Origin of the sequence: Ruegeria sp. TM1040, assembly GCF_000014065.1 — a bacterium.
Classification (GTDB): Bacteria; Pseudomonadota; Alphaproteobacteria; order Rhodobacterales; family Rhodobacteraceae; genus Epibacterium.
In genome coordinates this window covers 2,837,913-2,859,174 of sequence record NC_008044.1, presented here as the reverse complement: position 1 = coordinate 2,859,174, position 21,262 = coordinate 2,837,913, and the positions used below count along the sequence as shown (strand labels likewise).

Annotated in this window: 18 protein-coding genes; 6 read left to right on the top strand and 12 right to left on the bottom strand. The window is 61.9% G+C overall.

Going from position 1 to position 21,262, the window contains the following annotated elements; genetic code table 11:
• Positions 1-4: 4 nt before the first annotated feature.
• On the top strand, positions 5-1,594 hold the full coding sequence (locus TM1040_RS18000; RefSeq protein WP_011540027.1) for an ABC transporter substrate-binding protein: 1,590 nt from the start codon (positions 5-7) through the stop codon (positions 1,592-1,594).
• An 80-nt stretch (positions 1,595-1,674) separates the two neighbouring features.
• Positions 1,675-2,778, top strand: coding sequence for a M24 family metallopeptidase (locus TM1040_RS17995; protein ID WP_011540026.1), 1,104 nt, complete (start codon positions 1,675-1,677; stop codon positions 2,776-2,778).
• 50 nt (positions 2,779-2,828) lie between these two features.
• On the opposite strand, the gene TM1040_RS17990 is transcribed toward TM1040_RS17995, so the two are convergent.
• The 3 genes from TM1040_RS17990 to TM1040_RS17980 are packed head-to-tail and all read right to left on the bottom strand — an operon-like array spanning position 2,829 to position 5,798.
• Complete coding sequence (locus TM1040_RS17990) at positions 2,829-3,584, bottom strand: maleate cis-trans isomerase family protein (RefSeq protein WP_044026915.1); 756 nt, start codon at positions 3,582-3,584, stop codon at positions 2,829-2,831.
• Positions 3,584-4,747, bottom strand: a complete 1,164-nt coding sequence (locus tag TM1040_RS17985) for a M24 family metallopeptidase (protein ID WP_011540024.1) — start codon at positions 4,745-4,747, stop codon at positions 3,584-3,586. The genes TM1040_RS17990 and TM1040_RS17985 overlap by 1 nt, the downstream gene beginning before the upstream one ends.
• Positions 4,740-5,798, bottom strand: coding sequence for a pyridoxal-phosphate dependent enzyme (locus TM1040_RS17980; RefSeq protein WP_011540023.1), 1,059 nt, complete (start codon positions 5,796-5,798; stop codon positions 4,740-4,742). Before TM1040_RS17980 ends, TM1040_RS17985 begins: the two co-directional genes overlap by 8 nt.
• A gap of 175 nt (positions 5,799-5,973) precedes the next feature.
• Here TM1040_RS17980 and TM1040_RS17975 point away from each other — a divergent pair, with 175 nt between their 5' ends.
• Positions 5,974-6,441, top strand: coding sequence for an Lrp/AsnC family transcriptional regulator (locus TM1040_RS17975; protein WP_011540022.1), 468 nt, complete (start codon positions 5,974-5,976; stop codon positions 6,439-6,441).
• Between the two features lie 87 nt (positions 6,442-6,528).
• Here TM1040_RS17975 and TM1040_RS17970 read toward each other — a convergent pair whose 3' ends face one another.
• The 4 genes from TM1040_RS17970 to xdhA all read right to left on the bottom strand — a co-directional run bounded on the left by TM1040_RS17970 (position 6,529) and on the right by xdhA (position 12,848).
• On the bottom strand, positions 6,529-8,112 hold the full coding sequence (locus tag TM1040_RS17970) for a xanthine/uracil/vitamin C permease (protein WP_011540021.1): 1,584 nt from the start codon (positions 8,110-8,112) through the stop codon (positions 6,529-6,531).
• A 68-nt stretch (positions 8,113-8,180) separates the two neighbouring features.
• On the bottom strand, positions 8,181-9,032 hold the full coding sequence (xdhC, locus tag TM1040_RS17965; RefSeq protein WP_011540020.1) for a xanthine dehydrogenase accessory protein XdhC: 852 nt from the start codon (positions 9,030-9,032) through the stop codon (positions 8,181-8,183).
• 4 nt (positions 9,033-9,036) lie between these two features.
• Positions 9,037-11,370, bottom strand: coding sequence for a xanthine dehydrogenase molybdopterin binding subunit (xdhB, locus tag TM1040_RS17960; RefSeq protein WP_011540019.1), 2,334 nt, complete (start codon positions 11,368-11,370; stop codon positions 9,037-9,039).
• A gap of 14 nt (positions 11,371-11,384) precedes the next feature.
• Complete coding sequence (xdhA, locus tag TM1040_RS17955) at positions 11,385-12,848, bottom strand: xanthine dehydrogenase small subunit (RefSeq protein WP_011540018.1); 1,464 nt, start codon at positions 12,846-12,848, stop codon at positions 11,385-11,387.
• Positions 12,849-13,027: 179 nt separating this feature from the next.
• Between xdhA and TM1040_RS17950 the strand changes: the two genes are divergently transcribed.
• On the top strand, positions 13,028-13,939 hold the full coding sequence (locus TM1040_RS17950) for a LysR family transcriptional regulator (RefSeq protein WP_011540017.1): 912 nt from the start codon (positions 13,028-13,030) through the stop codon (positions 13,937-13,939).
• A 52-nt stretch (positions 13,940-13,991) separates the two neighbouring features.
• On the opposite strand, the gene bhcD is transcribed toward TM1040_RS17950, so the two are convergent.
• The 4 genes from bhcD to bhcA form a co-directional block, all read right to left on the bottom strand.
• Positions 13,992-14,957, bottom strand: a complete 966-nt coding sequence (gene bhcD, locus TM1040_RS17945) for an iminosuccinate reductase BhcD (RefSeq protein WP_011540016.1) — start codon at positions 14,955-14,957, stop codon at positions 13,992-13,994.
• A gap of 95 nt (positions 14,958-15,052) precedes the next feature.
• Complete coding sequence (gene bhcC, locus TM1040_RS17940) at positions 15,053-16,216, bottom strand: 3-hydroxy-D-aspartate aldolase BhcC (RefSeq protein ID WP_011540015.1); 1,164 nt, start codon at positions 16,214-16,216, stop codon at positions 15,053-15,055.
• 65 nt (positions 16,217-16,281) lie between these two features.
• On the bottom strand, positions 16,282-17,247 hold the full coding sequence (gene bhcB, locus TM1040_RS17935) for a beta-hydroxyaspartate dehydratase BhcB (protein ID WP_011540014.1): 966 nt from the start codon (positions 17,245-17,247) through the stop codon (positions 16,282-16,284).
• Positions 17,247-18,437, bottom strand: a complete 1,191-nt coding sequence (gene bhcA / locus TM1040_RS17930; protein WP_011540013.1) for an L-aspartate--glyoxylate aminotransferase BhcA — start codon at positions 18,435-18,437, stop codon at positions 17,247-17,249. Before bhcA ends, bhcB begins: the two co-directional genes overlap by 1 nt.
• Before the next feature lie 167 nt (positions 18,438-18,604).
• Here bhcA and bhcR point away from each other — a divergent pair, with 167 nt between their 5' ends.
• Both bhcR and TM1040_RS17920 read left to right on the top strand, forming a co-directional pair.
• A complete protein-coding gene (bhcR, locus tag TM1040_RS17925; protein WP_011540012.1) occupies positions 18,605-19,447 on the top strand; it encodes an HTH-type transcriptional regulator BhcR in 843 nt (280 codons plus the stop codon).
• 122 nt (positions 19,448-19,569) lie between these two features.
• Positions 19,570-20,472, top strand: a complete 903-nt coding sequence (locus TM1040_RS17920) for a PRC-barrel domain-containing protein (protein ID WP_011540011.1) — start codon at positions 19,570-19,572, stop codon at positions 20,470-20,472.
• A 115-nt stretch (positions 20,473-20,587) separates the two neighbouring features.
• Here the strand turns inward: TM1040_RS17920 and TM1040_RS17915 are convergent, their stop codons facing one another.
• Positions 20,588-21,130: a CHAP domain-containing protein gene (locus tag TM1040_RS17915; protein ID WP_044027289.1), complete on the bottom strand. Its 543-nt coding sequence runs from the start codon at positions 21,128-21,130 to the stop codon at positions 20,588-20,590.
• Between the last annotated feature and the right edge of the window lie 132 nt (positions 21,131-21,262).

Here is a 21,262-nt window from a genome sequence, read left to right as displayed (position 1 = left end):
TCTTGTGAAACACCTGAAGACAACTCTGCTCGCCAGCGCCTTGATGCTGCCGCTTGCAGCCCCTGCCGTACTGGCTGATACGCCCGAAGGCGTGCTCGTGGTTGCACAGAACATCGACGATGTCGTCGCCATCGACCCGGCGCAGGCCTATGAGTTCACCTCCGGCGAGCTCGTGACCAACCTCTATGACCGTCTGGTGCAATACGATGCCGAAGACACCACCGTTCTGGCCGCAGGTCTGGCCTCGGAATGGGTCACCGATGCGGATGCCAAGACCATCACTTTCACCCTGCGCGATGGGGCGACCTTTGCCTCTGGCAATCCCGTGACCGCAGAAGATGTGGTCTATTCCTTCTCCCGCGTGGTGAAGCTGAACCTGACCCCGGCGTTCATCCTGACTCAACTGGGCTGGACGGCAGATAACATCGGCGAAATGGTCACGGGCGAGGGCAACACCGTCACCGTGAAATACGCCGGCGACTTCTCTCCGGCGTTTGTACTGAACGTCCTGGCGGCACGTCCTGCCTCCATCGTCGACAGCAAGCTGGTGCAGGAAAACGAAGTTGACGGCGACATGGGCAATGCCTGGCTCAACGCCAATGCCGCCGGTTCTGGCCCCTTCACGCTGCAACGCTATGCGGCGGGTCAGATGGTGCGCATGCAGGCCAATCCGACCTATTTCAACGGCGCGCCCAAGATCGACAGCGTGATCATCCGCCATGTGGCCGAAAGCGCGACCCAGCAGCTTTTGCTGGAGCAGGGCGACGTGGATCTGGCCCGCAACATGACACCCGATCAGGTGGCTTCCCTTGAAAGCGGCGAGATCAAGGTCGAGACATACCCGCAGGCGGCTGTGCATTTCCTGTCGTTCAACCAGAAGACCGAGAGCCTTACGCCCCCCGCCGTTTGGGAAGCCGCGCGCTATCTGGTGGACTACAAGGGCATGACCGAGACCATCATCAAAGGTCAGATGGAAGTCCACCAGGCGTTCTGGCCCAAGGGCTTCCCCGGTTCCTATGACGAAACGCCGTTCTCTTATAACCCGGAAAAAGCCAAGAGCATTCTGTCCGAGGCCGGGATCGAGACCCCGATCACCGTGTCGCTCGACGTGATCAACGCCGCGCCCTTTACCGACATGGCGCAATCGTTGCAGGCGAGCTTTGCCGATGCGGGCATCAACTTTGAGATCCTGCCCGGCACCGGCAGCCAGGTCATCACCAAGTACCGCGAGCGCAGCCATGAGGCGATGCTGCTGTACTGGGGCCCGGACTTCATGGATCCGCACTCCAACGCCAAGGCCTTCGCCTATAACTCCAACAACGCAGACGACTCCTATGCCGCCACAACCACATGGCGCAATGCATGGGCCGTGCCGGATGCGCTCAACGAGAAAACCATGGCGGCTCTGACCGAGAGCGACGCCGAGGCCCGTCTCAACATGTATCGCGAGCTGCAAAAAGAAGTGCAGGCCGAGTCGCCCATCGTGATCATGTTCCAGGCCGCCTATCAGGTTGCCATGAACGAGGCCGTTTCTGGCTATGTGAACGGCGCCACCTCGGATTTTGTCTTCTACCGTCTGGTTGAAAAACAGTAATCTCCCCGACTGTGGGTCGCTGCATCCGTGGCGGCCCGCTTTTTCTCTCTTCCTCTCCCCACTCTTTTCCGGAGGCCTCGATGACCGAATTTCCGCTGACCGCCGCCCGCCTTGCCGCTCTGCGCACCCGTATGGAGCTCACAGGCACCGATCTTGTTGCGCTTGGCCCGTCGAGCCACATGGTTTGGCTGTCCGGCGTGCACCCCCATGGTGACGAGCGCCCGGTGATGCTCTTGGTGAGCCAGTCCTACGCGGGCTTTCTGATGCCCGCCCTCAATGCCGCGGCTGCCCGCAAGGACACGGACCTGCCGTTCCATCCTTGGCGCGATGATGAAGGCCCGGATGCGGCCCTCGCCGAACTGCTGAAGGCCTGCGGCGCGACGCGCCCGAACCTCTCCGTCGTGCTTGATGAAACCATGCGTACCGATTTCTCCCTGCGCTTGCTGGACGCGCTCGAAGCACCGCGCCGTCGCTTTGCGGATGACACCGTGAGTCTCCTGCGCGCATCGAAGGACGACAGCGAATATCACGCGATCAAGGCCGCGCATCTGACCAACGACAAAGCCGTCAAAGCCGCGTTTGCCGCGCTCAAGGAAGGCGTGACGGAACGCGAGATCGTAGAGCTGATCAAATCCGAATATACTGCCGCCGGCGCGACGCTGGAGTTTTGTTCAGTCTGTTTTGGGGCCTCCGGCGCCTTTCCGCATCACACCCCGGGTGACACGCCGTTGGCCCGGAATTCTGCGGTGCTGATTGACACCGGCTGCCGTCTCGATGGCTACCCCTCGGATATGACCCGCTCGGGCTACTTCGGCACCCCCGAAGAAGAATATGAAGAGGTGTTTCAGACCGTCGAGAAAGCGGTTCAGGCCGCACTCGCGGTGGCCAAGCCCGGCGTTGTGGCCAGCGAGATCGACAAGGCGGCGCGCGACGTGATCGCGGCGGCAGGCTACGGCGATCGCTTTTTGCATCGCACCGGTCATGGTCTTGGCATCGACATCCATGAGCCGCCCTATATCGCTGCGAACTCCGATGTGGTCCTGCGCGAAGGCAATGTGTTCTCGATCGAGCCGGGCATCTACCTTGAGGGCAAATTCGGCGTCCGCCTCGAGGAGATCGTGATCCTGCGCGAAGACGGCGCGGAGATCTTCTCCGAGATGCCGCGCGACATGGTGCGCGTCTAAACGCCCTCTCCGGGCCCTCTCCGGGGGACGCATCAGAAGGGCGGCGTGGCTCAGGGCTGCGCCGCCTTTTTGCCAAGCTGCCCCGGCACTTCGAGATCATCAAGCTCAAGACCCGCCAACGCTGCCATGTGCCAAGCCAGGACCTGATTGGAGCTGAGAACCGGAAGGCCAAGTTGCTGTTCGAGCAGCGGGATCACATCAAGCGTGCGTAGGTTGGTGCAGGAGAGAAACACCGCATCTAGCGTGCTGCGCTCGCCGAGCGCATGGGCCGCAGCGCAAATGGACCGGGGTGCGATCCGGGCGACGCGTGCCTCCACTTCCTCGCCAAACCCGAGCATATCAGGCACCGATAGGCCCGCGTCAACAAATGCTGCACGGATCGGCGCGGCCACGGCGTCAATATAGGGCGAGACGATCCCGACACGCGAGACCCCCAGCGCGTTCAAAGCGGCTATAGCAGCGCTCAGCGGATTGCTGACCGCCTTGGTGGTGGCGCCTGTCTGGATCAACTCTGCGACACGCTCGACGCCGATCTGGCCGGTTCCCGACGTGCAGCCGTAGGCGATGACCTCAAAGCGCGCCGCGGGCGGTAGCAGGCGGGCAGCCGCCGGCAGATCGTCTTCCATCCCGGCGATGGTCTCAGGAGTGAGCTCTGCCCCCGATGGCACCCGGCTCACATGTAGCCGCGCAGCCTGGCGCGGGAACATTACCCGAAAATCCTCTTCGATGGTTTCATCCACCTGCAAGGCAATGAGCCCCAGGCGCGGGCGCGGATCCTCTGCGATCTCGTAGGGAAAAGGCGTCATCATAGCAGCTCCGGCAATTCTGCGGGTGCGCGCGGGGACAAGAGCTCCGCGCCGCTGTCGCGTAGGACGATGTTCTCCTCCTGCACGAGAATCCGATCCGCGCCAGTGATCGCACCGGGTTCCAGCGTCAGCACCATACCTGCGCGCAGCGGGGTGGTGTCCTTGGGAGTGAACGAAGGCCATTCCGTCAAAGTGAGCCCCAGGCCATGCCCAAGCCGCCCGCCTCCCGGCGTGGCCCCTTTGGCACGCAACGCATCACATAGGATGTGATGTACATCCCGCGCGAGCATCCCCGGCCGTAGGGCTTCAAGGCAGGTTTGGGTCGCGCACCACAGCGCCTCATGGGTGCGTTTTGCCAGATCAGAGGCCGGGCCAATGGCATAGTTGCGGTCAAAATCACAGAAATACCCCTCGCGCACCGCACCCGTGTCGAGCATCAGGATGTCGCCGCGTACCAGTGGCTCTGATGGTGCTGGAGAGATCACATCTCCATATCCCTCGAGCCCTGCGCCACCCGCGAGATAACTGACCCAATCCGCGCCCTCCTCCAGCAATAGAGCCTGAAATTCGCGAAACACCTGATCAAGCGGGCGACCTGCGCCGGCAATCTCGGGCACCCGATCAAAGGCGCGCCCCGCGATGGCGCAGCTGCTGCGGATCTTGGCGATCTCGGCCTCGGATTTCACCTCGCGCACCCGTTGGAGGATCTCGGTTCCGTCCACCACCCGGCGCGGGGCAAGCGCGCTGCGGACGGCATGGTAATCCAAAAGTGCCATACGTAGATGTGTCTCTAACCCCATAGGTAGAGCCACATTGCCGTGATCTGGCACCAGAGACGTCAATGTGTCGATCAACAAGGTTCGGCCGTCGTCTTCCGGGTCCGGCGCATCCCAAGTTCGGATCTGTTCGATCCATGTGCGCTGCATCAGGGGCGCGCCGATCGAGGGGATGACCGCAACCGGGTCACCCAAGACAGGCACGATGACGAACCATGGTCGCGCAGGGCTCTCCCAGAACCGGGTCAAAAAGCCAGTCACGTAGAACACATCCGCGGCCGTGGTCAACAAGAGCGCATCTACGCCCTCTGCAGTCATATGCTCCTGAAGGCGCGCAACGCGACCTCGGTATTCTGCCGCGGGAAAGATCAAGGAGGTCTCAGGCATCGCCTGTTCCTTCTTCCGGGCCTTCGCTGAGGATCGCAAATACGCGCGCGTCTTGCGGTAGCGCCAGACCGGCGATCAAGGCTGCGATGCCCGCCCCTCCAGAGGGCGTGGTTGCCAAGCCTTCTGCCTCGAGCGTGGCCACGGCGGCTGCGGCCTCAGCTTCGGTGAGGGTCACAAACAGGTCGGCGTCCCGTGCGAGCCCCTGAAGCGCAATCATCGACGGCGTTTTGCAATCAAGCCGTCCCATTGCAGAGACCGGACCTTTGGTCTCGACCACTGCGCCAGCTTTGATGCTCTCGACAAGTGCAGGGGCGGCTTCGGGTTCGACCACGATGATCTGTGGCGCATCGCCCCAGACCCGGCGCGCATGGGCGGCAACAGCGGCGGCCAGCCCACCGACCCCGGCCTGCAGCAGAATGTGTGTGGGTGGTTCAGGTACCTGCTGCGCAACCTCCGCAGCCATTTGCAGATAGCCTTCCATGACCCGATAGGGGAGTTCGGTATAGCCCGGCCAGGAGCTGTCCGAGAGCAATGTCCAGCCGTTTTCCTCTGCCGCCGTTTCTGCCGCGACCATGCTGGCCTCGTAGTCCGCGCCCGCGCGCACCACCTCGGCCCCCTTGGCACGCAGCCGCGCCGCAAAACCTTCTGGCACGGTTTCGGAAAGGTAGATCACCGCCTGCGCGCCAAAGAGTGCGGCACCCGCAGCAACCGACAGACCGTGATTGCCAGCGCTAGCGGTCACAAAAGTTCGTCCCTTGAGCGCTGTTGTCCAGCTGTCGCCTTCGACCACCTCTTGTGCTGCCCGGGCAATGGCATGTGCAGCGCCCAGCGCTTTGAAACTGCCAAGCCCCATGCGGTTGCGCTCATCCTTCAGGTGGATCTTGGCGACGCCACAGAACGCGGCCAGCGTCGGCACGGACAAAAGCGGTGTCTCCTGATGCGCGGGACAGCGTTGCAACAGCCGTGTCACAGCCCCGGCATCCTCGCAGGGAAACGGTGCGTCGAGGGAGAGACCCTGACCTCGGTGGGGGTTGGACACGGTGACGGGCATGATGCGGGCTCCTGTTCTTTGCCTGCCAACCTAACGCGCTCGGCACGGCGTATCCCGGATTTCTCCGTGGCAATTGGGCCGAATTTCGGCCCGTCTGTGCCTGGATGCGTCCAAAAACCGCCCCTGTGCCTGCTGATGGGTGTTGCATGGGCCGAAATTCCGCCATGCTTGGGTGATGGACAGATTCGATGCCCTGATACTCGAGGCGATTCAAACCGACGCCCGCATCACCGCCGAGGCGCTCTCGAAACAGGTGGGACTCTCGCCGGACGCCTGCCGCAAACGTCTCGCTCGTCTGCGCGCTTCTGATGTGGTGGAGAGCGAGATCACCGTGCTTGCGCCCGAGCAGGTGGGGCGTGGCTTGTTGCTGATCGTGGAGGTCACACTGCAAAACGAGCGGATGGAGGATCTGGACCGCTTCAAGGCGCAGATGCGGGCGGCGCCCGAAGTCATGCAATGCTACTATGTGACCGGGAATGCAGACTTTGTGCTGATCATCTCGGCGCGCGATATGGCCGACTATGATGACTTCACCCGCCGCCAGTTCTTTGCCGACGAAAACGTGCTGCGGTTTCGCACCAGCGCGGTGATGGATCGGGTGAAGACGGGGTTTTCCATGCCCGTGCTCGACCGGGCAGACTAGGCAGATCGGGCCGTGCTGGGCTGATCTGAGTTTCGAAAGCCCGCGCGCGGACAGTTTGTCAGCGCACGGGTCCTGTGGGTGTGCAGCCTATTCGGCGGCTTGCGGTGGCGCGTCTTCCAACACCACATTGGCGTTCACCAGATCATCGCTCTTGTGAAACAGCGGATAGATAAAGAGGAACGCGGCAGCGATCAGATAGCCGCCTGACACGCTCGTCAGCTCTGGCCAATGCAGGCTCGCGCCATGAATGATCCCAAGCGCCGACATTGCCGCGGCCGCAAGCGCAAAGCCGCCCGCAGCGCGAAAATTGCCATCGATCACATAGGCGACAATCGCACCCCAGATCAGCCCGGTCAGGATCGCACCTTGCGAGAGCGACAGATGACCGCTGAAATGAGCTCCCTGCTGCAGCAGCGCAGAGGTGAGTGCCTCATCGCCCAGCTGCGGCACACCCGCGACGCCCACGGCACCCAGCGCGCCGATCAGCGCTGCCCATTTCACCATCAGAAATGCCGAGACATGCGGCATCATCGCGATGGTCACGGCCGCCATATGCTCGGTCTTGACCGAATGGGCGGTGTTGGTGATCAGGCTCAAGGCGACAAAGACCAGCACCGGCGCGGCGGCGGCCACGGGGATCAGGTTGTTGAGAAACGCAAGCAAACCAAAGATCGCCGCCAGCGGGATCACCGCGCCCACGCCGATGATATAGCCCGCATGCGCGCCCATGCGCTTGTAGGCCGGGTGGCCGATATAGGCCGTGGTGGGAAACGGCGAGCCAAAGACCGCACCGATCATGGTGCCGACGCCATCGGTGATCTGGCAGGTGGCCACCGGGTAGTGATCGCCCGCAGCCTCGGCGCTCTCGACGTTGTTCATGGTTTCGATGAAGTTGTAGATCTGTACTGGCACCAGCACCAGGAACAGCTCGGGATTGGCAAAGAGATACTGAACGCCCGCAATGAGATCGCCGAGATAGGGCAGGGGCGGATAGAACCCGATGCCCTCAAGGCTGAGGGTCGAGGTGCCCAGCATCAGCGCCACCAAGGTGCCGACGATGAGTGCCAGAAGGCCCGCAGGAATGTTGTAGGGCAGGCGAAATCGCCCCACGAGGCCCCAGAGAATGATGATCATCGATGCAAAGCCGATGAACGGGTTCTCGAACACGGTCGCCAGCGGTACCGAGCCGATAAACACAAGCGCAATCCCGCAGAGCGTGCCGAGCATACCCGCACGCGGTGTCACACGTTTGAGCCACGGACCGACCACAGCGCCCAGCGCAGCCACGATCCCGCCCATGAATCCGGCCCCAATGCCAACCTGCCAGGCCAGCAGCGGATCATTGGTGGCCCAGTAGATCGGACCAATCACGCCAAAGAGATAGACAAACATCACCGGTGTGGAGATGCCATAGGGCAGGGCGGTGACATCGCGCCCGTGCGCCTGCGCGGCACGTTTGGCAAGCGCCACATAGGCGACGATCCCGGCAAGGATCGCTACACCCGCACCTGGAACGATACGGCCATAGACGATATCGGCAGGCATCTGAAAAACGAACTGACAGATGCCCGCAAGCACCATCAGATTGACAAGGTTGTCGGTGAACAGCGCCCAGAACGCGCTAAAGTCGCTGCGGTGAAACAGCTTGTAGGTATAACTCCCATCCCTCATGGGGACCTCCCTTTGATGGCCGGCCTTGGGGGCGGTTCTCCTCCCTCCCCGAGTGGCGCGGCGGTCTACTACTGCGCTGCGATATGCAGGGCAGTCCCCCCGGTCTGGGGGTGGTCTGCGGCAGTTTCAGAGGTCAGTGCCGTGATCACTTCTGCCGCAACCTGTGCGGCGATCACGGCGGGCCGCTTGTCGCGGCTACCGCCTGCCCCGATGGGGCAGATCAGATCTGCGACAGAGAGCCCGTCGCAGTGGTCTTGGGTCCAGCTGGCGAATTTCGCCCGCTTGGTGGCAGAGCCGATCATGCCGACATAGGTGGCATCGCCCCGTTGCAGGGCGGCAGAGGTAAGCAAGAAATCCAGCCCGTGGTCATGGGTCAGCACGATAAAGGCGCTGCCTTCGGGGGCATTCATCACGTCGATCTCGGGGATCGCGCTCTGGCGGCGCTCGACCTGCGCGCTCGACTGGTCCAGCTCTTCCTGACGCTGGTCGATCAGCACTGTGCGCACCGGCAGATGCTGGAGCAGATCCGCTAGTGCGCGGCCCACATGGCCCGCGCCGAGGATATAGACAGCAGGCAGAGCGTTATCCTGCGCTTCAGTCGCGCGCAGGGCGGCGTCCTTGTCGCTTGCACTCATCCGGGTGATCGCGATCTCCACCCGTCCGCCACAGCATTGCCCGATCTCGGGGCCAAGGGGGACGTCCAGATGGTCCGAGAGGTTGCCTGCCGCTAGCAGCTTGCGCGCCTCCGCTATCGCGAGATGTTCGAGCTGCCCACCGCCGATGGTGCCAAAGAGCGCATCAGCACGCACATACATCTCGGTGCCCGTGTTGCGCGGAGAGGACCCGCGAACCCTCGTGAGCCGCAGGCTCGCAACCGGGCCCGGGGCGTCAAGAAATGCACGAAGCTGCTCTGCCTGCATGGCCTCAGCCTCCGGCCTTAAGACGTTCCACCGCCATCAGCACGCGTTCGGGCGTGGCGGGGGCCTCAAGACGCGGGCACTCACGATAGTCGGCAACCGAGGCCACCGCCATCGACAGCGCCTCCAGAACAGAAATCCCCAGCATGAAGGGCGGCTCGCCCACCGCCTTAGAGCGTTTGATGGTCATCTCGCGGTTTTCAGACCAGTCGGCGAGCTTCACGTTGAAGCTGCGCGGGCGGTCAGAGGCCAGCGGGATCTTGTAGGTCGAAGGCGCATGGGTGCGCAGGCGCCCGTCTTTGTCCCACCAGAGCTCCTCTGTGGTGAGCCAGCCCATGCCCTGAATAAACGCGCCTTCGACCTGCCCCTTGTCGAGGATCGGATTAAGGGATCGGCCCACGTCATGCAGGATGTCGGTGCGCTCCACCCGGTACTCGCCGGTGAGCGTATCGATGGAAACCTCCGAGCAGGACGCGCCATAGGCGTAATAGTAGAACGGCCGTCCCTTGCCCGCCGCACGGTCCCAATGGATCTTGGGCGTCTTGTAGAACCCTGCCGCCGACAGATGCACCCGCGCCATATAGGCCTCGCGGATAAAGGCGGCAAAGTCCACCACCTCCTCGCCGATGCGGATCTGGTTGGGTCCAAAGCGCACGGCGCTTTCGGCCACGCCCCGGCTCTCGGCGGCAAATTTCACCAGCCGCGCCTTGATCTGCTCGCAGGCATCCAGCGCCGCCATCCCGTTGAGGTCGGACCCCGAAGAGGCCGCCGTGGCAGAGGTGTTCGGGACTTTTTCGGTCGTGGTCTTGGTGATCTTGATGCGGTCGAAATCGACCTGAAACGCCTCGGCCACCACCTGCGCGACCTTGGTGTTGAGGCCCTGCCCCATCTCGGTGCCGCCATGATTGAGGTGGATCGAGCCATCGTTGTAGATGTGGATCAGAGCGCCGGCCTGATTGTACCACGTGGCAGTAAAGGAGATGCCGAATTTGACCGGTGTCAGCGCGATGCCACGACGGATGATGCCGCCCTTTGTGTTCTCGGCAATGATCGCCGCGCGGCGGGCCTGATAGTCGCTGCTCTCTTCCAGTTCCTCGACAATGCGACCGATCACATTGTCCTCCACCTCCTGATGATAGGGCGTGAGGGTGCGGCCATCACCGGGTTGGCCGTAGAAATTCGCCTTGCGCACCTCCAGCGGGTCCTTGCCCAGCGCATAGGCGATTTCCTCGATCATTCGTTCCGCGGCGACCACGCCCTGCGGGCCGCCAAAGCCTCTAAATGCCGTGTTAGAGACTGTATTCGTCTTCTGCGGACAGGAGGTCAGACGGACATTGGGGTAGAAATAGGCGTTGTCGGCATGAAACAGCGCGCGGTCGGTCACGGGGCCGGAGAGGTCCGAGGAATAGCCGCAGCGCGCGGCAAACTGGCTCTCGACGGCTTCGATCCGCCCCTCATTGTCAAAGCCCAGATCATAGTCGATCACAAAGTCATGCCGCTTGCCGGTGGCAGTCATGTCCTGATCGCGGTCGGGGCGGATTTTCACCGGACGGTTCAGCTTCTTGGCGCCAAGGGCGGCAAAGGCGCAGAACAGATTCATCTGGCTTTCCTTGCCGCCAAACCCCCCGCCCATGCGGCGCACGTTCACCACCACCGCATTCGACGGCACGCCGAGCACATGGGACACCATGTGCTGCGCCTCGCTCGGATGCTGGGTGGAGCAATGCACCACCACATCGTCATCTTCGCCCGGAATCGCAAAGGCGATATGGCCTTCGAGATACATGTGATCCTGACCGCCGACGACAACGCGTCCCTGCAACCGGTGCGGTGCCTCCGCAAGGCCGCTTTCCACATCACCGCGCTCGAGCTTCAGCGGGTCGGTGACCATGGGCAACCCCGCATCCCGCGCCGAAATCGCATCGAGCGCGTGGGGCAGCACCTCATAGTCTACATCCGCAAGCTCCGCGGCGCGGCGTGCGGCATCGCGGCTCTCGGCAATCACCGCAAAGAGCGGCTGGCCATGAAACTCCACCTTCTCGGTTGGAAACACCGGCTCGTCATGTTTGCCCGTGGGGCTCACGTCATTAACGCCGGGAATATCATCCGCTGTCAGCACATCGACGACACCGGGCGCGGCGCGCACACGGCTCAGATCCATGCCGCGGATGTTGGCATGGGCGACGGTAGACACGCCGAGATAGGCATGCAGCGTGCCTGCGGGTTCCAGGATGTCGTCGGTGTAGTCGGCGCGGCCCTGCACCTGTTTGATGGCGCTCTCGTGTTTGAGATCCTGATGCGCGGCACCTTTGATCTCTGTGGTATTGCCCAGATCTTTCATAGGTGTCTCCTCCCTCACGCGATGGCCAGACGCACGGGTGCGCCCTGGGTGCTGTCTTGTTCGAGGTAGAACCGGCGCAACAGGTTCGCGGCGACGGTCATGCGGTAGTCTGCGCTGGCGCGCCAGTCACTGAGCGGCGTGAAGTCCTGGCCCAGTGCCACGGCAGCGGCGTCAAAAGACGCCGCAGCAAATGGCTGCCCCACGAGGGCGGCTTCGGCGGTGGCAGCGCGTTTGGGGGTTGCGGCCATGCCGCCAAACGCGATCCGGGCCGTGGTGATGACCCCATCGGTCACGCATACGCTGATCCCGGCCGCGACCGAGGAAATATCCTCGTCCCGCCGCTTGGAGATCTTGTAGGCCGCATCCATCTGCCCCGGCTTTGCGCGCGGAATACGGATCGCGGCAACAAAGTCACCCGCCTCGCGGTCCTGCTTGCCATAGTCGATAAAGAAGTCTTCAAGCGGCAACACCCGGCTGCCCCGCGCGCTTTGCAGCACGACTTCGGCCCCAAGCGCAATCAGCACCGGCGGCGTGTCCCCGATAGGAGAGCCATTGGCGATATTGCCACCGATGGTCCCCATGTTGCGCACCTGCCAACCAGCGATCCGGTCCCAGTAGTCGCCCAGATGCGGGAACGCCGCACGGATTGCGGCCTCACTCTCGCTATAGGTCACACCCGCGCCAAGGGTCAGAGCCTCCTCCGTAACCTCGACGGATTTCAGCTCCTCGAGGTGGGTGATGAACACCACCGGCGAGATCGGGCGCATGAATTTCGTGACCCAAAGTCCCACATCGGTGGACCCGGCCACGATCGTTGCCTTGGGGTTTTCCGCCAGCACCTGCGCCAGATCCGCGACATCCAGCGGCAGGATCGCGCGGTCATCCTCGGGGCCGGTCACAATGCGTGCGCTGGGCTGCAGCGCCATCAGGCGCGCGGTCACATCGGTCCGTTCACGCACCAGATGGTCATGCGCGGGGGATCCATACTGTGTCACCGCCATTGCGGCTTTCACGATTGGCTCGTAGCCGGTGCAGCGGCAGAGGTTGCCTTGGATCGCGGTCTCGACCTCCTGCACCGATGGCTCCGGGTTGGACATCCACAGCGCGTAGAGCGACATCACAAAACCCGGCGTGCAAAAGCCGCACTGGCTGCCGTGATAGTCGACCATGGCTTCTTGGACCGGGTGCAGACGCCCTTGCGGCCCCGAGAGATGCTCGATGGTGACAATGTGACAGCCATTGAGGGACGCAAGAAAGCGAATGCAGGCGTTCACGGTCTCATAGTGCAGCTGACCCTGGTGCAGCCGCCCGACAAGAACGGTGCAGGCCCCGCAGTCGCCCTCGGCGCAGCCTTCCTTGCTGCCCGTCAGGCGCTGATCGAGGCGCAGGTAATCCAGCAAGGTCAGTGTTGCCTTCACATCGGATACGCGCTTTTCCACTCCGTTCAGCAAAAAGCGGATGTCATGCCCCTGAGCCATTGAACCTCCCTGTTCTGCCTGCATCACGCGGGCGCGTCTCTTGAGTTGCGGCAGAGATTAACCTGTCTGACTGCATTGAAATACGGTGTGCTTTGCGAAATACTTTCAACACCCTGTTGATAATCAAATGGGGTTGTCTGGCTTATACAGGGGCGGTCACCCCAAGATGAGGATTCCAAATGGCTTATATGGAGAGCCTGCGCCTGTTCTGCCGTGTGGTGGAGCTGGGCAGTATCACATCGGGAGGGCGCGACGTGCGCCTGACGCCGGCAGTGGCCAGCAAACGCATCAAGGAGCTGGAGGAACATCTTGGCGTGCGGCTCTTCAATCGCACCACGCGATCGCTGACGCCGACCGAAGCGGGTAAGCGGTTTTACCGCGAGGCCTTGCGCATCCTTGACGTGGTCGAAGAGGCCGAGAGCGTTGTGGCACAGTTCTCCGGGCGGCCACGCGGGACTCTGAAAATCACCGCACCTCTGGCAGCTGGACGGCGCATAATCGCCCCGTTAGTGCCTGATTTTGTCGATCGGCACCCCGAGATCGACGTGCAGATGCGGATGTCGGATCGTCGGGTCGATATTCTGGCAGAAGGTCTGGACCTGGCCTTTTTTGTCGGTACGCCGAGCGACTCCAGCCTGAAGATGCGCAAGATCGCAAGCGTTGACCGGGTGCTCTGTGCCTCGCCGCGCTATCTGGAACGCCATGGCATCCCTCATGTGCCGCAGGATCTGATGGGAAAACACAACTGCCTGCTGCTGCGCTACCCCCGTTCGCCAGAATATTTTTGGACCTTGAACACAGGCTCTGGGTTTCGAAAATTCGAAGTCAGCGGCAAATACGATGCAGACGACAGCGAGGTTCTGTTGAATTGGGCGCTGGATCATCGCGGCATCGTCAACAAACCACGATTTGAGGTGGCAGAGCATCTGCGCTCTGGTGCGCTGGTCGAGATCCTGCCGGAGGCGCGCCCGATGGCGGCAACTTTCGGCTGCCTTTATCCGCACAAGAAACTGCAGGATCCAAAAGTGCGCCTGCTGGTGGATTTCATCACCGAACGCGGACAGTCCTTGCTGGACGCGCTGGTCGGATAAAAAACGCCCCGGGGCAGGGCCGGGGCGTTTAGAGCCATGTGTGAGTAGTGGCTTAGAAATCAACCTCCATCGCGATGCCCTGCGTGACCGCCAGCTCCACGACACGGGCGGCGACCGCCAGATCCTGAAGCCCAACACCGGTGCCGTCAAAAAGGGTGATCTGATCGTCAGTGCTACGGCCAGGGTGGGCACCATTTATGACCGCCCCGAGCTGCGTCAGATCCGCCGCTTCGATCAGCCCCTGCGCCACCGCATGCTGTGCCTCTCCGATGCCGACGGATTGCGCCACCTCGTCGGTGAAGACCTCAGCGCGCACCAAAAGCGCCGGGTCGACCTCTTGTTTGCCTTTGGTGTCGGTGCCCATGCAGGCGATATGTGTGCCGGGGCTGACATGATCGGCCATCAGACTTGCCTCAAAGGAGGAGGTGATCGAGATGATCACATCCGCTGCGCGCATCCCGTCCAGTTCGACCGCTTCGAACGGCAGGCCAGCCTCTGCGGCGACGGCTTCGATGTTGGGCAGCATTTCGGGGTGCAGGTTCCAGCCGATCACCTTTTCGAAGTTGCGCTGCTCGAGGGCGGCGCGCAGCTGAAACGTCGCCTGATGACCCGCCCCGATCATGCCGATCACCTTTGCATCGTCGCGGGCGAGATGCTTGATCGACACCGAGGAGGCCGCCGCCGTGCGCAGCGCGGTCAACAGATTGCCGCCCACCATCGCGTGGGCCTTGCCGGTATCCGGGTCGAAGAGGAACACGGTGGACTGATGGTTGATCTGCCCGCGCTTCTCTAGGTTGTGGGGCCAATAGCCGCCCGCCTTCAGGCCAAGCGTCAGCCCTGCGCGGTCAAAACCGCCCTTGAACCCATAGAGCGCATCCTCATGGCCGATGGCCTCGCGCACTACGGGAAAGTTATAGGCGTCCTCGGCGGCCATGGCGGCAAAGACCTTCTCCACCGCGTCAAAGGCGGCCTCGCGGGTCATAAGATCGGCAATCACCCGTTCGGGAACAATGTACATGGGGTGTCTCCAGTATTCGGGTGCAGCCCATCAATGGGGCTGCAAAAAGAAAAATCCGGCGCAGGGCGCAGAGGCGCACCTGCGCCAGTTGGGGGTCAGTAGGCCTTGCCGCGCGCGGACACTGGCCAGAGGGTTTCGACCTTGCCGTTGCGGACGCCGACGTACCAGTCGTGGACATTCGCGGTGGGATCACAATGGCCGGGGACCAGCTTCAGTTTCTCGCCCACCTTCAGCACGCCATCGGGGTCAGCTATCACCCCATGCTCGTCCGAGCATTTGACGTATTCGACATCCGTGCGACCAAAGATGAACGGCAGTCCGCTGTCCACGGATTGCGCCTTGAGGCCCGCATCACAGATCGCCTTGTCAGCTTTGGCGTGGCTCATGACCTGGGTCAGAATGAAGAAGGCATTCTCCCACTCGCCCTGGTCGATCCGCTTGCCGTCCTGGTCCAGAATTCGGCCATAGTCGGCATCCATGAACGCGTAGGAGCCACACTGCAATTCGTTATAAACCCCTGAGTTAGACTCGAAGTAGTAAGAGCCTGTACCGCCTCCAGAGACCAATTCCGGCGCAAGATCCGCAGCCTTCAGCCCCTCGACCGCATCACGCACCTGAGCGATTGCAACGTCGAGCTTTTCCTTGCGCGCCTCGTAGCTGTCGAGGTGCTGCATGGCGCCCTGGTAGGCTTGGATGCCGGTGAACTTTAGCCCCGGGGCGGCATCAATGGCCTGCGCGATCTCGACCACGTCTTCCGTGGTGGTCACGCCGCAGCGTCCAGCGCCACAGTCGATCTCCACAAAGCACTCGATCTCGGTGTCATGCTTCTGTGCCGCTGCTGACAGATCCGCGACATTGGCCGGATCATCCACACAGACGATGGTACGCGCGCCCAGTTTCGGGAGCCGCGCCAGCCGGTCGATCTTGGCCGGATCGCGCACCTGATTAGACACTAACACGTCCTTTATGCCGCCTCGTGCAAAGACTTCGGCCTCAGAGACCTTCTGGCAGCAGACCCCGATTGCGCCACCAAGACGCTCTTGGAGTTTGGCCACATCCACCGATTTATGCATCTTGCCATGCACGCGGTGGCGCATGCCGTGCGCGCGGGCGTAATCGCCCATCTTCTTGATGTTGCGCTCCAGCGCGTCGAGGTCGAGCACCAGACAGGGGGTCTGGATGTCGGCCTCATCCATGCCGGGCAGGGCGGGGACGTCAAAGCCCACTTCGAGGCTGTCGAAATTTGCGGGTGCATTCATTGGGGCTACTCCCATATCAGAGTCTAAATAAGGGCAAACAGGGTCTGGCTGAGGTCAGATCGTTCTCAAATCGTCCAGGGCAGACGATCCAGATCGACATTGCCACCGGTCAAAACGATGCCAACGCGTTTGCCGCGAAAGGTCTCGGGGTTTTTCAGGATGGTGGCGAGCGGCACCGCAGAGGAGGGCTCCATCACCACGCGCAGGTGCTTCCAGATGAGCTTCATCGCGTCGATGATCTCAGGGTCAGATGCGGTCAGAATGTCGGACACATGGTTCGACACAAAATGCCAGGTCAGATCCTTGAGCGGCACCAGCAGCCCGTCGGCGATGGTCCTGGGCGCATCATCGGCAATGATGTAGCCCGCCTTGAAGCTGCGGTAGGCGTCATCAGCCTGCTCGGGCTCGGCGGCGATGATCCGTGTTTCGGGTGCCAGCGTCGACAGCGTCAGACAGGTGCCCGAAATCATGCCGCCGCCGCCAATCGGCGCGAGCACACAATCAAGCCCGTCGGTCTGCTCGACAAACTCCTTGGCGCAGGTGCCTTGGCCAGCGATCACCCGAGGATCGTTGTAGGGATGCACAAAATCGCCACCGGTTTCGGCCTGTACGCGGGCAAATGTCTCCTCGCGCGAGGTGGTCGAGGGCTCACATTCGGTGATCTTCCCGCCATAGCGGCGCACGGTGTCTTTTTTGGCCTGCGGCGCGGTGCGCGGCATCACCACGTTGCAGGGAATGCCGCGCAGCATCGCCGCATAGGACAGGCAGGAGGCATGGTTGCCGCTGGAATGCGTCGCCACGCCCTTGGCCGCCTGTGCTGCGTCCAGACCAAAGACTGCATTGGTGGCGCCACGCACCTTGAAGGCCCCCGGCTCCTGAAAGTTTTCGCATTTGAAAAACAGCTGCGCGCCGGTCAGTTCGTTGAGGTAGGCGGACTGGCGCACCGGGGTGCGGTGGATGTGTGGCGCGATACGTTGATGCGCCGCCAGCATGTCCTCGTAGGTTGGGATATACATTGCGGTGTCCTTCATCACGCGGCGTCCTTTTGGGCGGCCGCCGTGTGGCCGCGATAATAGTCCTGTGCCGCTGCAACGCCGGAGCCGAGGCGGATATCAAGGCCGAGGTCGACCATGCACATCTCGGCGGTGGCAATTCCCGAAAGCGCCATCACATCCGTCAGGCTACCGAGGTGGCCGATGCGGAACACTTTGCCCGCGACCTCACCCAGCCCGACGCCAAAAGCGACGCCGTATTTCTCGGCGGCATGGGTGACGATATCGGTGGCGTTGAACCCTTCGGGTGTTCGGATCGCGCTGACGGTGTCGGAATAGACCTCGGGCGTTGCCGCGCAGAGCTCCAGCCCCCAGGCGCCAACCGCGGCGCGCACCCCTTCAGCAATGCGGTGGTGGCGGGCAAAGACGTCCTCCAGCCCCTCAGCCAGCAGCATCTTGCAGGACTCATTGAGACCGTTCATCAGGCCTACCGCAGGCGTGTAGGGGTAGGCGTTATTGGCATAGCCCTTCGCCATATCATGCACGTCAAAGAAGGTGCGCGGCAGGCGTGCGCTCTGGGTCGCGTCCATCGCTTTGGCGCTGAAGCCGACGATGGCGAGGCCAGCGCTCAGCATGAAGCCCTTTTGCGAGCCCGTCACCGCCACATCGACCCCCCACTCATCCATACGGAAATCCATCGAGGCGATGGAACTCACACCATCCACAAACAACAGTGCCGGATGCGCCGCTGCATCGAGGGCGCGCCGAAGGGCGGCAATGTCGGATTTCACGCCGGTGGCGGTCTCGTTATGGGTGGCCAGAACCGCCTTGATCTTGTGCGAGGTATCGGCGGTCAGGATCTCTTCATAACGATCGGCGGGCAGGCCCTCGCCCCAGGGTGTCTCGATGATTTCCACCTCGAGGCCGTGACGCTGGCACATGTCGATCCAGCGATGGCTGAACATGCCGTTGCGGGCGGCCAACACCGTATCCCCCGGCGAGAGCGTATTGCTCAGCGCAGTTTCCCAGCCCCCCGTGCCGGAGGATGGAAAGATAAAAACTTCGGCGCTGTCGCTCTTGAGCACCTTGCGCACCCCCTCGCGCGCGGGATGCAGGATCTGCCCAAACAGTGGCGAGCGATGGTCGATTGTCGGCATGTCGCAGGCTTTGCGCAGGCTTTCGGGGATGTTGGTCGGCCCCGGAATAAAGACGGGATTTTGAAAGCTCATGGACTGTCTCCTTGCGTCGTTGAGACACCCTAGACCGAAGCCGAAACCGGGGAAATTTTTTTGAAATCGTTTTTTAAAAATGGAGTGACGCCAAAAAACGTTTCTTGTCAGGTGCTTGCGTTTTTCATATCGTGAATGTGTATTTCGCAATGTGCCGGGAGGATCTTATGGATTCGCAAGAAAATGCCTCAAGAGCCACCAGACGGGCACGGGGCCGTCCGCGCGACTGGCACGATAAAACCGCGCAGAACACCATCAAATCGCTCGATCGCGCGATGGAGGTCTTTGAGTATCTGAGCCAGGCGCAGGGCAAGCCGCTTACTATGATTGCCGAGGAAATGGGGCAGTCACCCGCCACCGTTTACCGCATTCTTGTCACGCTCGAAGGGCGCGGATTGGTGGACTTCGACGCCGAAGAGCAGCTCTGGCACATCGGCGCGCAGGCCTTTGTGATCGGGGCACGGTTCTTGCGCCGCACCAGTCTCGTGGATCGGGCCCGGCCTATCCTGCGCCGCCTGATGGAGGACACCGGCGAGACTGCGAACCTCGGGGTCGAGAAAGAGGGCCATGTTCTGTTCCTGAGCCAGGTGGAGACCCACGCCAGCATTCGCGCGTTCTTTCCGCCGGGCACCCTGTCACAGATGCACGCCTCCGGGATTGGCAAGGCGCTCCTGGCGGAAATGGACGGCAGCCGTCTCGACCGGCTCCTTGCGGCGACGCGATTGGAGATATTTACCGACCACACCATCACCGATCCCGAGGCGCTCAAGGCCGATCTGGCGGCCATCCGTGCGCAAGGGTTCGCGGTCGACAACGAGGAAAAGAACGCCGGCATGCGCTGTATCGCGGCGCCGGTGTTCGACATGAACCGAGAGGCGATCGCGGGGATCTCGGTCTCTGGTCCGACCAGTCGCATCAGCGTCGAGAGCATCGCAGAACTCAGTCGCCCTGTTATCGAAGCAGCGCAGCAATTGACCGTCGCGATTGGTGGCGATCCGGCCGCGCTCTAGCGGCGCCTGATTGCGCCAGTCGCGGCACATCGCGAAAAAATCTCGGAACATATGCGCCAGCGCTCTCGTTGAGTGGATGCAAGCGGCCGCACCACATGACACTCACGAAGAGGAGAGTAGCAATGAAAACCCTGTTGATGTCGACTGCCCTGATGGCAGCCACCTCCACCGTTGCGGTTGCCGAAACACCAAAGTTCATGGCGAGCGCGGATCCCTTGGCGATCCAGGCGTCTGAATTCATCGGTCAGCAGATCTACACCACCCCGTCCGAGGTCGATGCCGAAGGGTATGAGGGTCTCCAGCAAGAGTGGCAGAAGATCGGCGAGGTAAATGACATCGTGCTGAGCCGTGACGGCAATATCCAGTCGGTTCTCGTCGACATCGGCGGCTTTCTCGGGATTGGCGAACGTCAGATCGCGGTGGATATGAACGTGCTGCAAATGGTGCCGGATAGCGCGACGCCCGAAGACAGCACCGATTATTTTCTGGTGATGCAGGCGGATGTTGCGGAGTTTGAAACTGCACCGGCTTATGAGCACTCCGGGATGAGTGATTTCAGCGATCGCGCCGAACAAGCGGTGAAAACCACTTCGGCGGCGTTGAAGAACACGGCCGATGATCTGGGCAACACTGCTCAAGGCGTGGCCGAGCGGGTCGGAGAGGCGATCAGCAACACGATGGACGACGTGAAAGAGATCACAGCCGAGGTCACTTCGGATTGGCAAGACAAAGGCTATGAACCCATCGAGGGTGCCAATCTCAGCGCCGAGCGCCTGACCGGAACGCCCGCCTATGGCATCAAGGATGACTGGATTGGTGAGGTCTCTGACCTTGTGATGAGCGAATCCGGAGACATCAGCCATGCGATCATCGATGTGGGCGGCTTCCTCGGGATTGGCGAAACGCCAGTAAAGCTTGAGCTGTCCCAAGTCACCGTCCTGCAAGAAGTCGGAGGGGATGCACTGCGCGTCTATGTGCCAATGTCCAGCGACAAGCTGAAAGGCATTGGCGCCTACGAGAGCTGACAGCGTGCAGCCCGCACAAGGGACCAAAAGGTCCCGACCCGCAGCGGAGCAATCAAAACAACAAAAGGCCCGTCATAGTCTGGCGGGCCTTTTTACCTGTCACAAATGATAGGGCTCAGGAGTTGGGGTGAATGAAGCCGTTGATCGGATAAACGCTGCCAAATGCGCCGGGATTGGTCTCGACGCGGACGCGCGACCAGTCGTTTCTATCTGAAACATCAATCACCGCCATGCCGAGCGAAACCTTGTTGCGGTGCCAATTGGCGTGATCAATGCGCAGCGTGCGATCATCAACCACTTCAGACACAACGGCGACATGGCCAAGCGGCATCGAGCGGGTGGCGCTAAAGGCCATGACCGCACCCACTTCGGGAGTCTTGCCAACCTCGAAGCGACCCTGCGCCTGTTTCCACCAGGTGCGGGCATTGCCGCGGATTTCCACGCCCGAGAGGTTGCGCGCAAAAGGCACACACCAGACGCGGGCGCCGCGCGACCGCAGGCTCTCCGCCTCACGCATGGCAAAGGCCAGGCGTGCCGGATCGATCTGATCATTGCCCGACCGCGGCCCTTCTCCGCAGGCGCTGAGGGCCAGCGCTGAAATCAGAAGAAGTCCACTCAGGATCGGGTTCAGACGGAGGGTGCGGGCAATGGTTTGCAAGGGACACTCTGGCGTTGTTGTGACATTCGTGATGCGGCGTAACATTCTGTCAAAAAGCCGTGTGTGCCAATATGCCTGTTGCCCGGTGGCAAGATTTCGCCAATCACCCAAGGCGCGCCCTTGCATTTTGGT

What these genes read in the sequence shown, in the direction of transcription:
- TM1040_RS17995 (WP_011540026.1), top strand. Translation starts at nt 1,675, where the DNA reads ATGACCGAATTTCCGCTGACCGCCGCCCGCCTTGCCGCTCTGCGCACC.
- TM1040_RS17990 (WP_044026915.1), bottom strand. Translation starts at nt 3,584, where the DNA reads ATGACGCCTTTTCCCTACGAGATCGCAGAGGATCCGCGCCCGCGCCTG.
- TM1040_RS17985 (WP_011540024.1), bottom strand. Translation starts at nt 4,747, where the DNA reads ATGCCTGAGACCTCCTTGATCTTTCCCGCGGCAGAATACCGAGGTCGC.
- TM1040_RS17980 (WP_011540023.1), bottom strand. Translation starts at nt 5,798, where the DNA reads ATGCCCGTCACCGTGTCCAACCCCCACCGAGGTCAGGGTCTCTCCCTC.
- TM1040_RS17975 (WP_011540022.1), top strand. Translation starts at nt 5,974, where the DNA reads ATGGACAGATTCGATGCCCTGATACTCGAGGCGATTCAAACCGACGCC.
- TM1040_RS17970 (WP_011540021.1), bottom strand. Translation starts at nt 8,112, where the DNA reads ATGAGGGATGGGAGTTATACCTACAAGCTGTTTCACCGCAGCGACTTT.
- xdhC (WP_011540020.1), bottom strand. Translation starts at nt 9,032, where the DNA reads ATGCAGGCAGAGCAGCTTCGTGCATTTCTTGACGCCCCGGGCCCGGTT.
- xdhB (WP_011540019.1), bottom strand. Translation starts at nt 11,370, where the DNA reads ATGAAAGATCTGGGCAATACCACAGAGATCAAAGGTGCCGCGCATCAG.
- xdhA (WP_011540018.1), bottom strand. Translation starts at nt 12,848, where the DNA reads ATGGCTCAGGGGCATGACATCCGCTTTTTGCTGAACGGAGTGGAAAAG.
- TM1040_RS17950 (WP_011540017.1), top strand. Translation starts at nt 13,028, where the DNA reads ATGGCTTATATGGAGAGCCTGCGCCTGTTCTGCCGTGTGGTGGAGCTG.
- bhcD (WP_011540016.1), bottom strand. Translation starts at nt 14,957, where the DNA reads ATGTACATTGTTCCCGAACGGGTGATTGCCGATCTTATGACCCGCGAG.
- bhcC (WP_011540015.1), bottom strand. Translation starts at nt 16,216, where the DNA reads ATGAATGCACCCGCAAATTTCGACAGCCTCGAAGTGGGCTTTGACGTC.
- bhcB (WP_011540014.1), bottom strand. Translation starts at nt 17,247, where the DNA reads ATGAAGGACACCGCAATGTATATCCCAACCTACGAGGACATGCTGGCG.
- bhcA (WP_011540013.1), bottom strand. Translation starts at nt 18,437, where the DNA reads ATGAGCTTTCAAAATCCCGTCTTTATTCCGGGGCCGACCAACATCCCC.
- bhcR (WP_011540012.1), top strand. Translation starts at nt 18,605, where the DNA reads ATGGATTCGCAAGAAAATGCCTCAAGAGCCACCAGACGGGCACGGGGC.
- TM1040_RS17920 (WP_011540011.1), top strand. Translation starts at nt 19,570, where the DNA reads ATGAAAACCCTGTTGATGTCGACTGCCCTGATGGCAGCCACCTCCACC.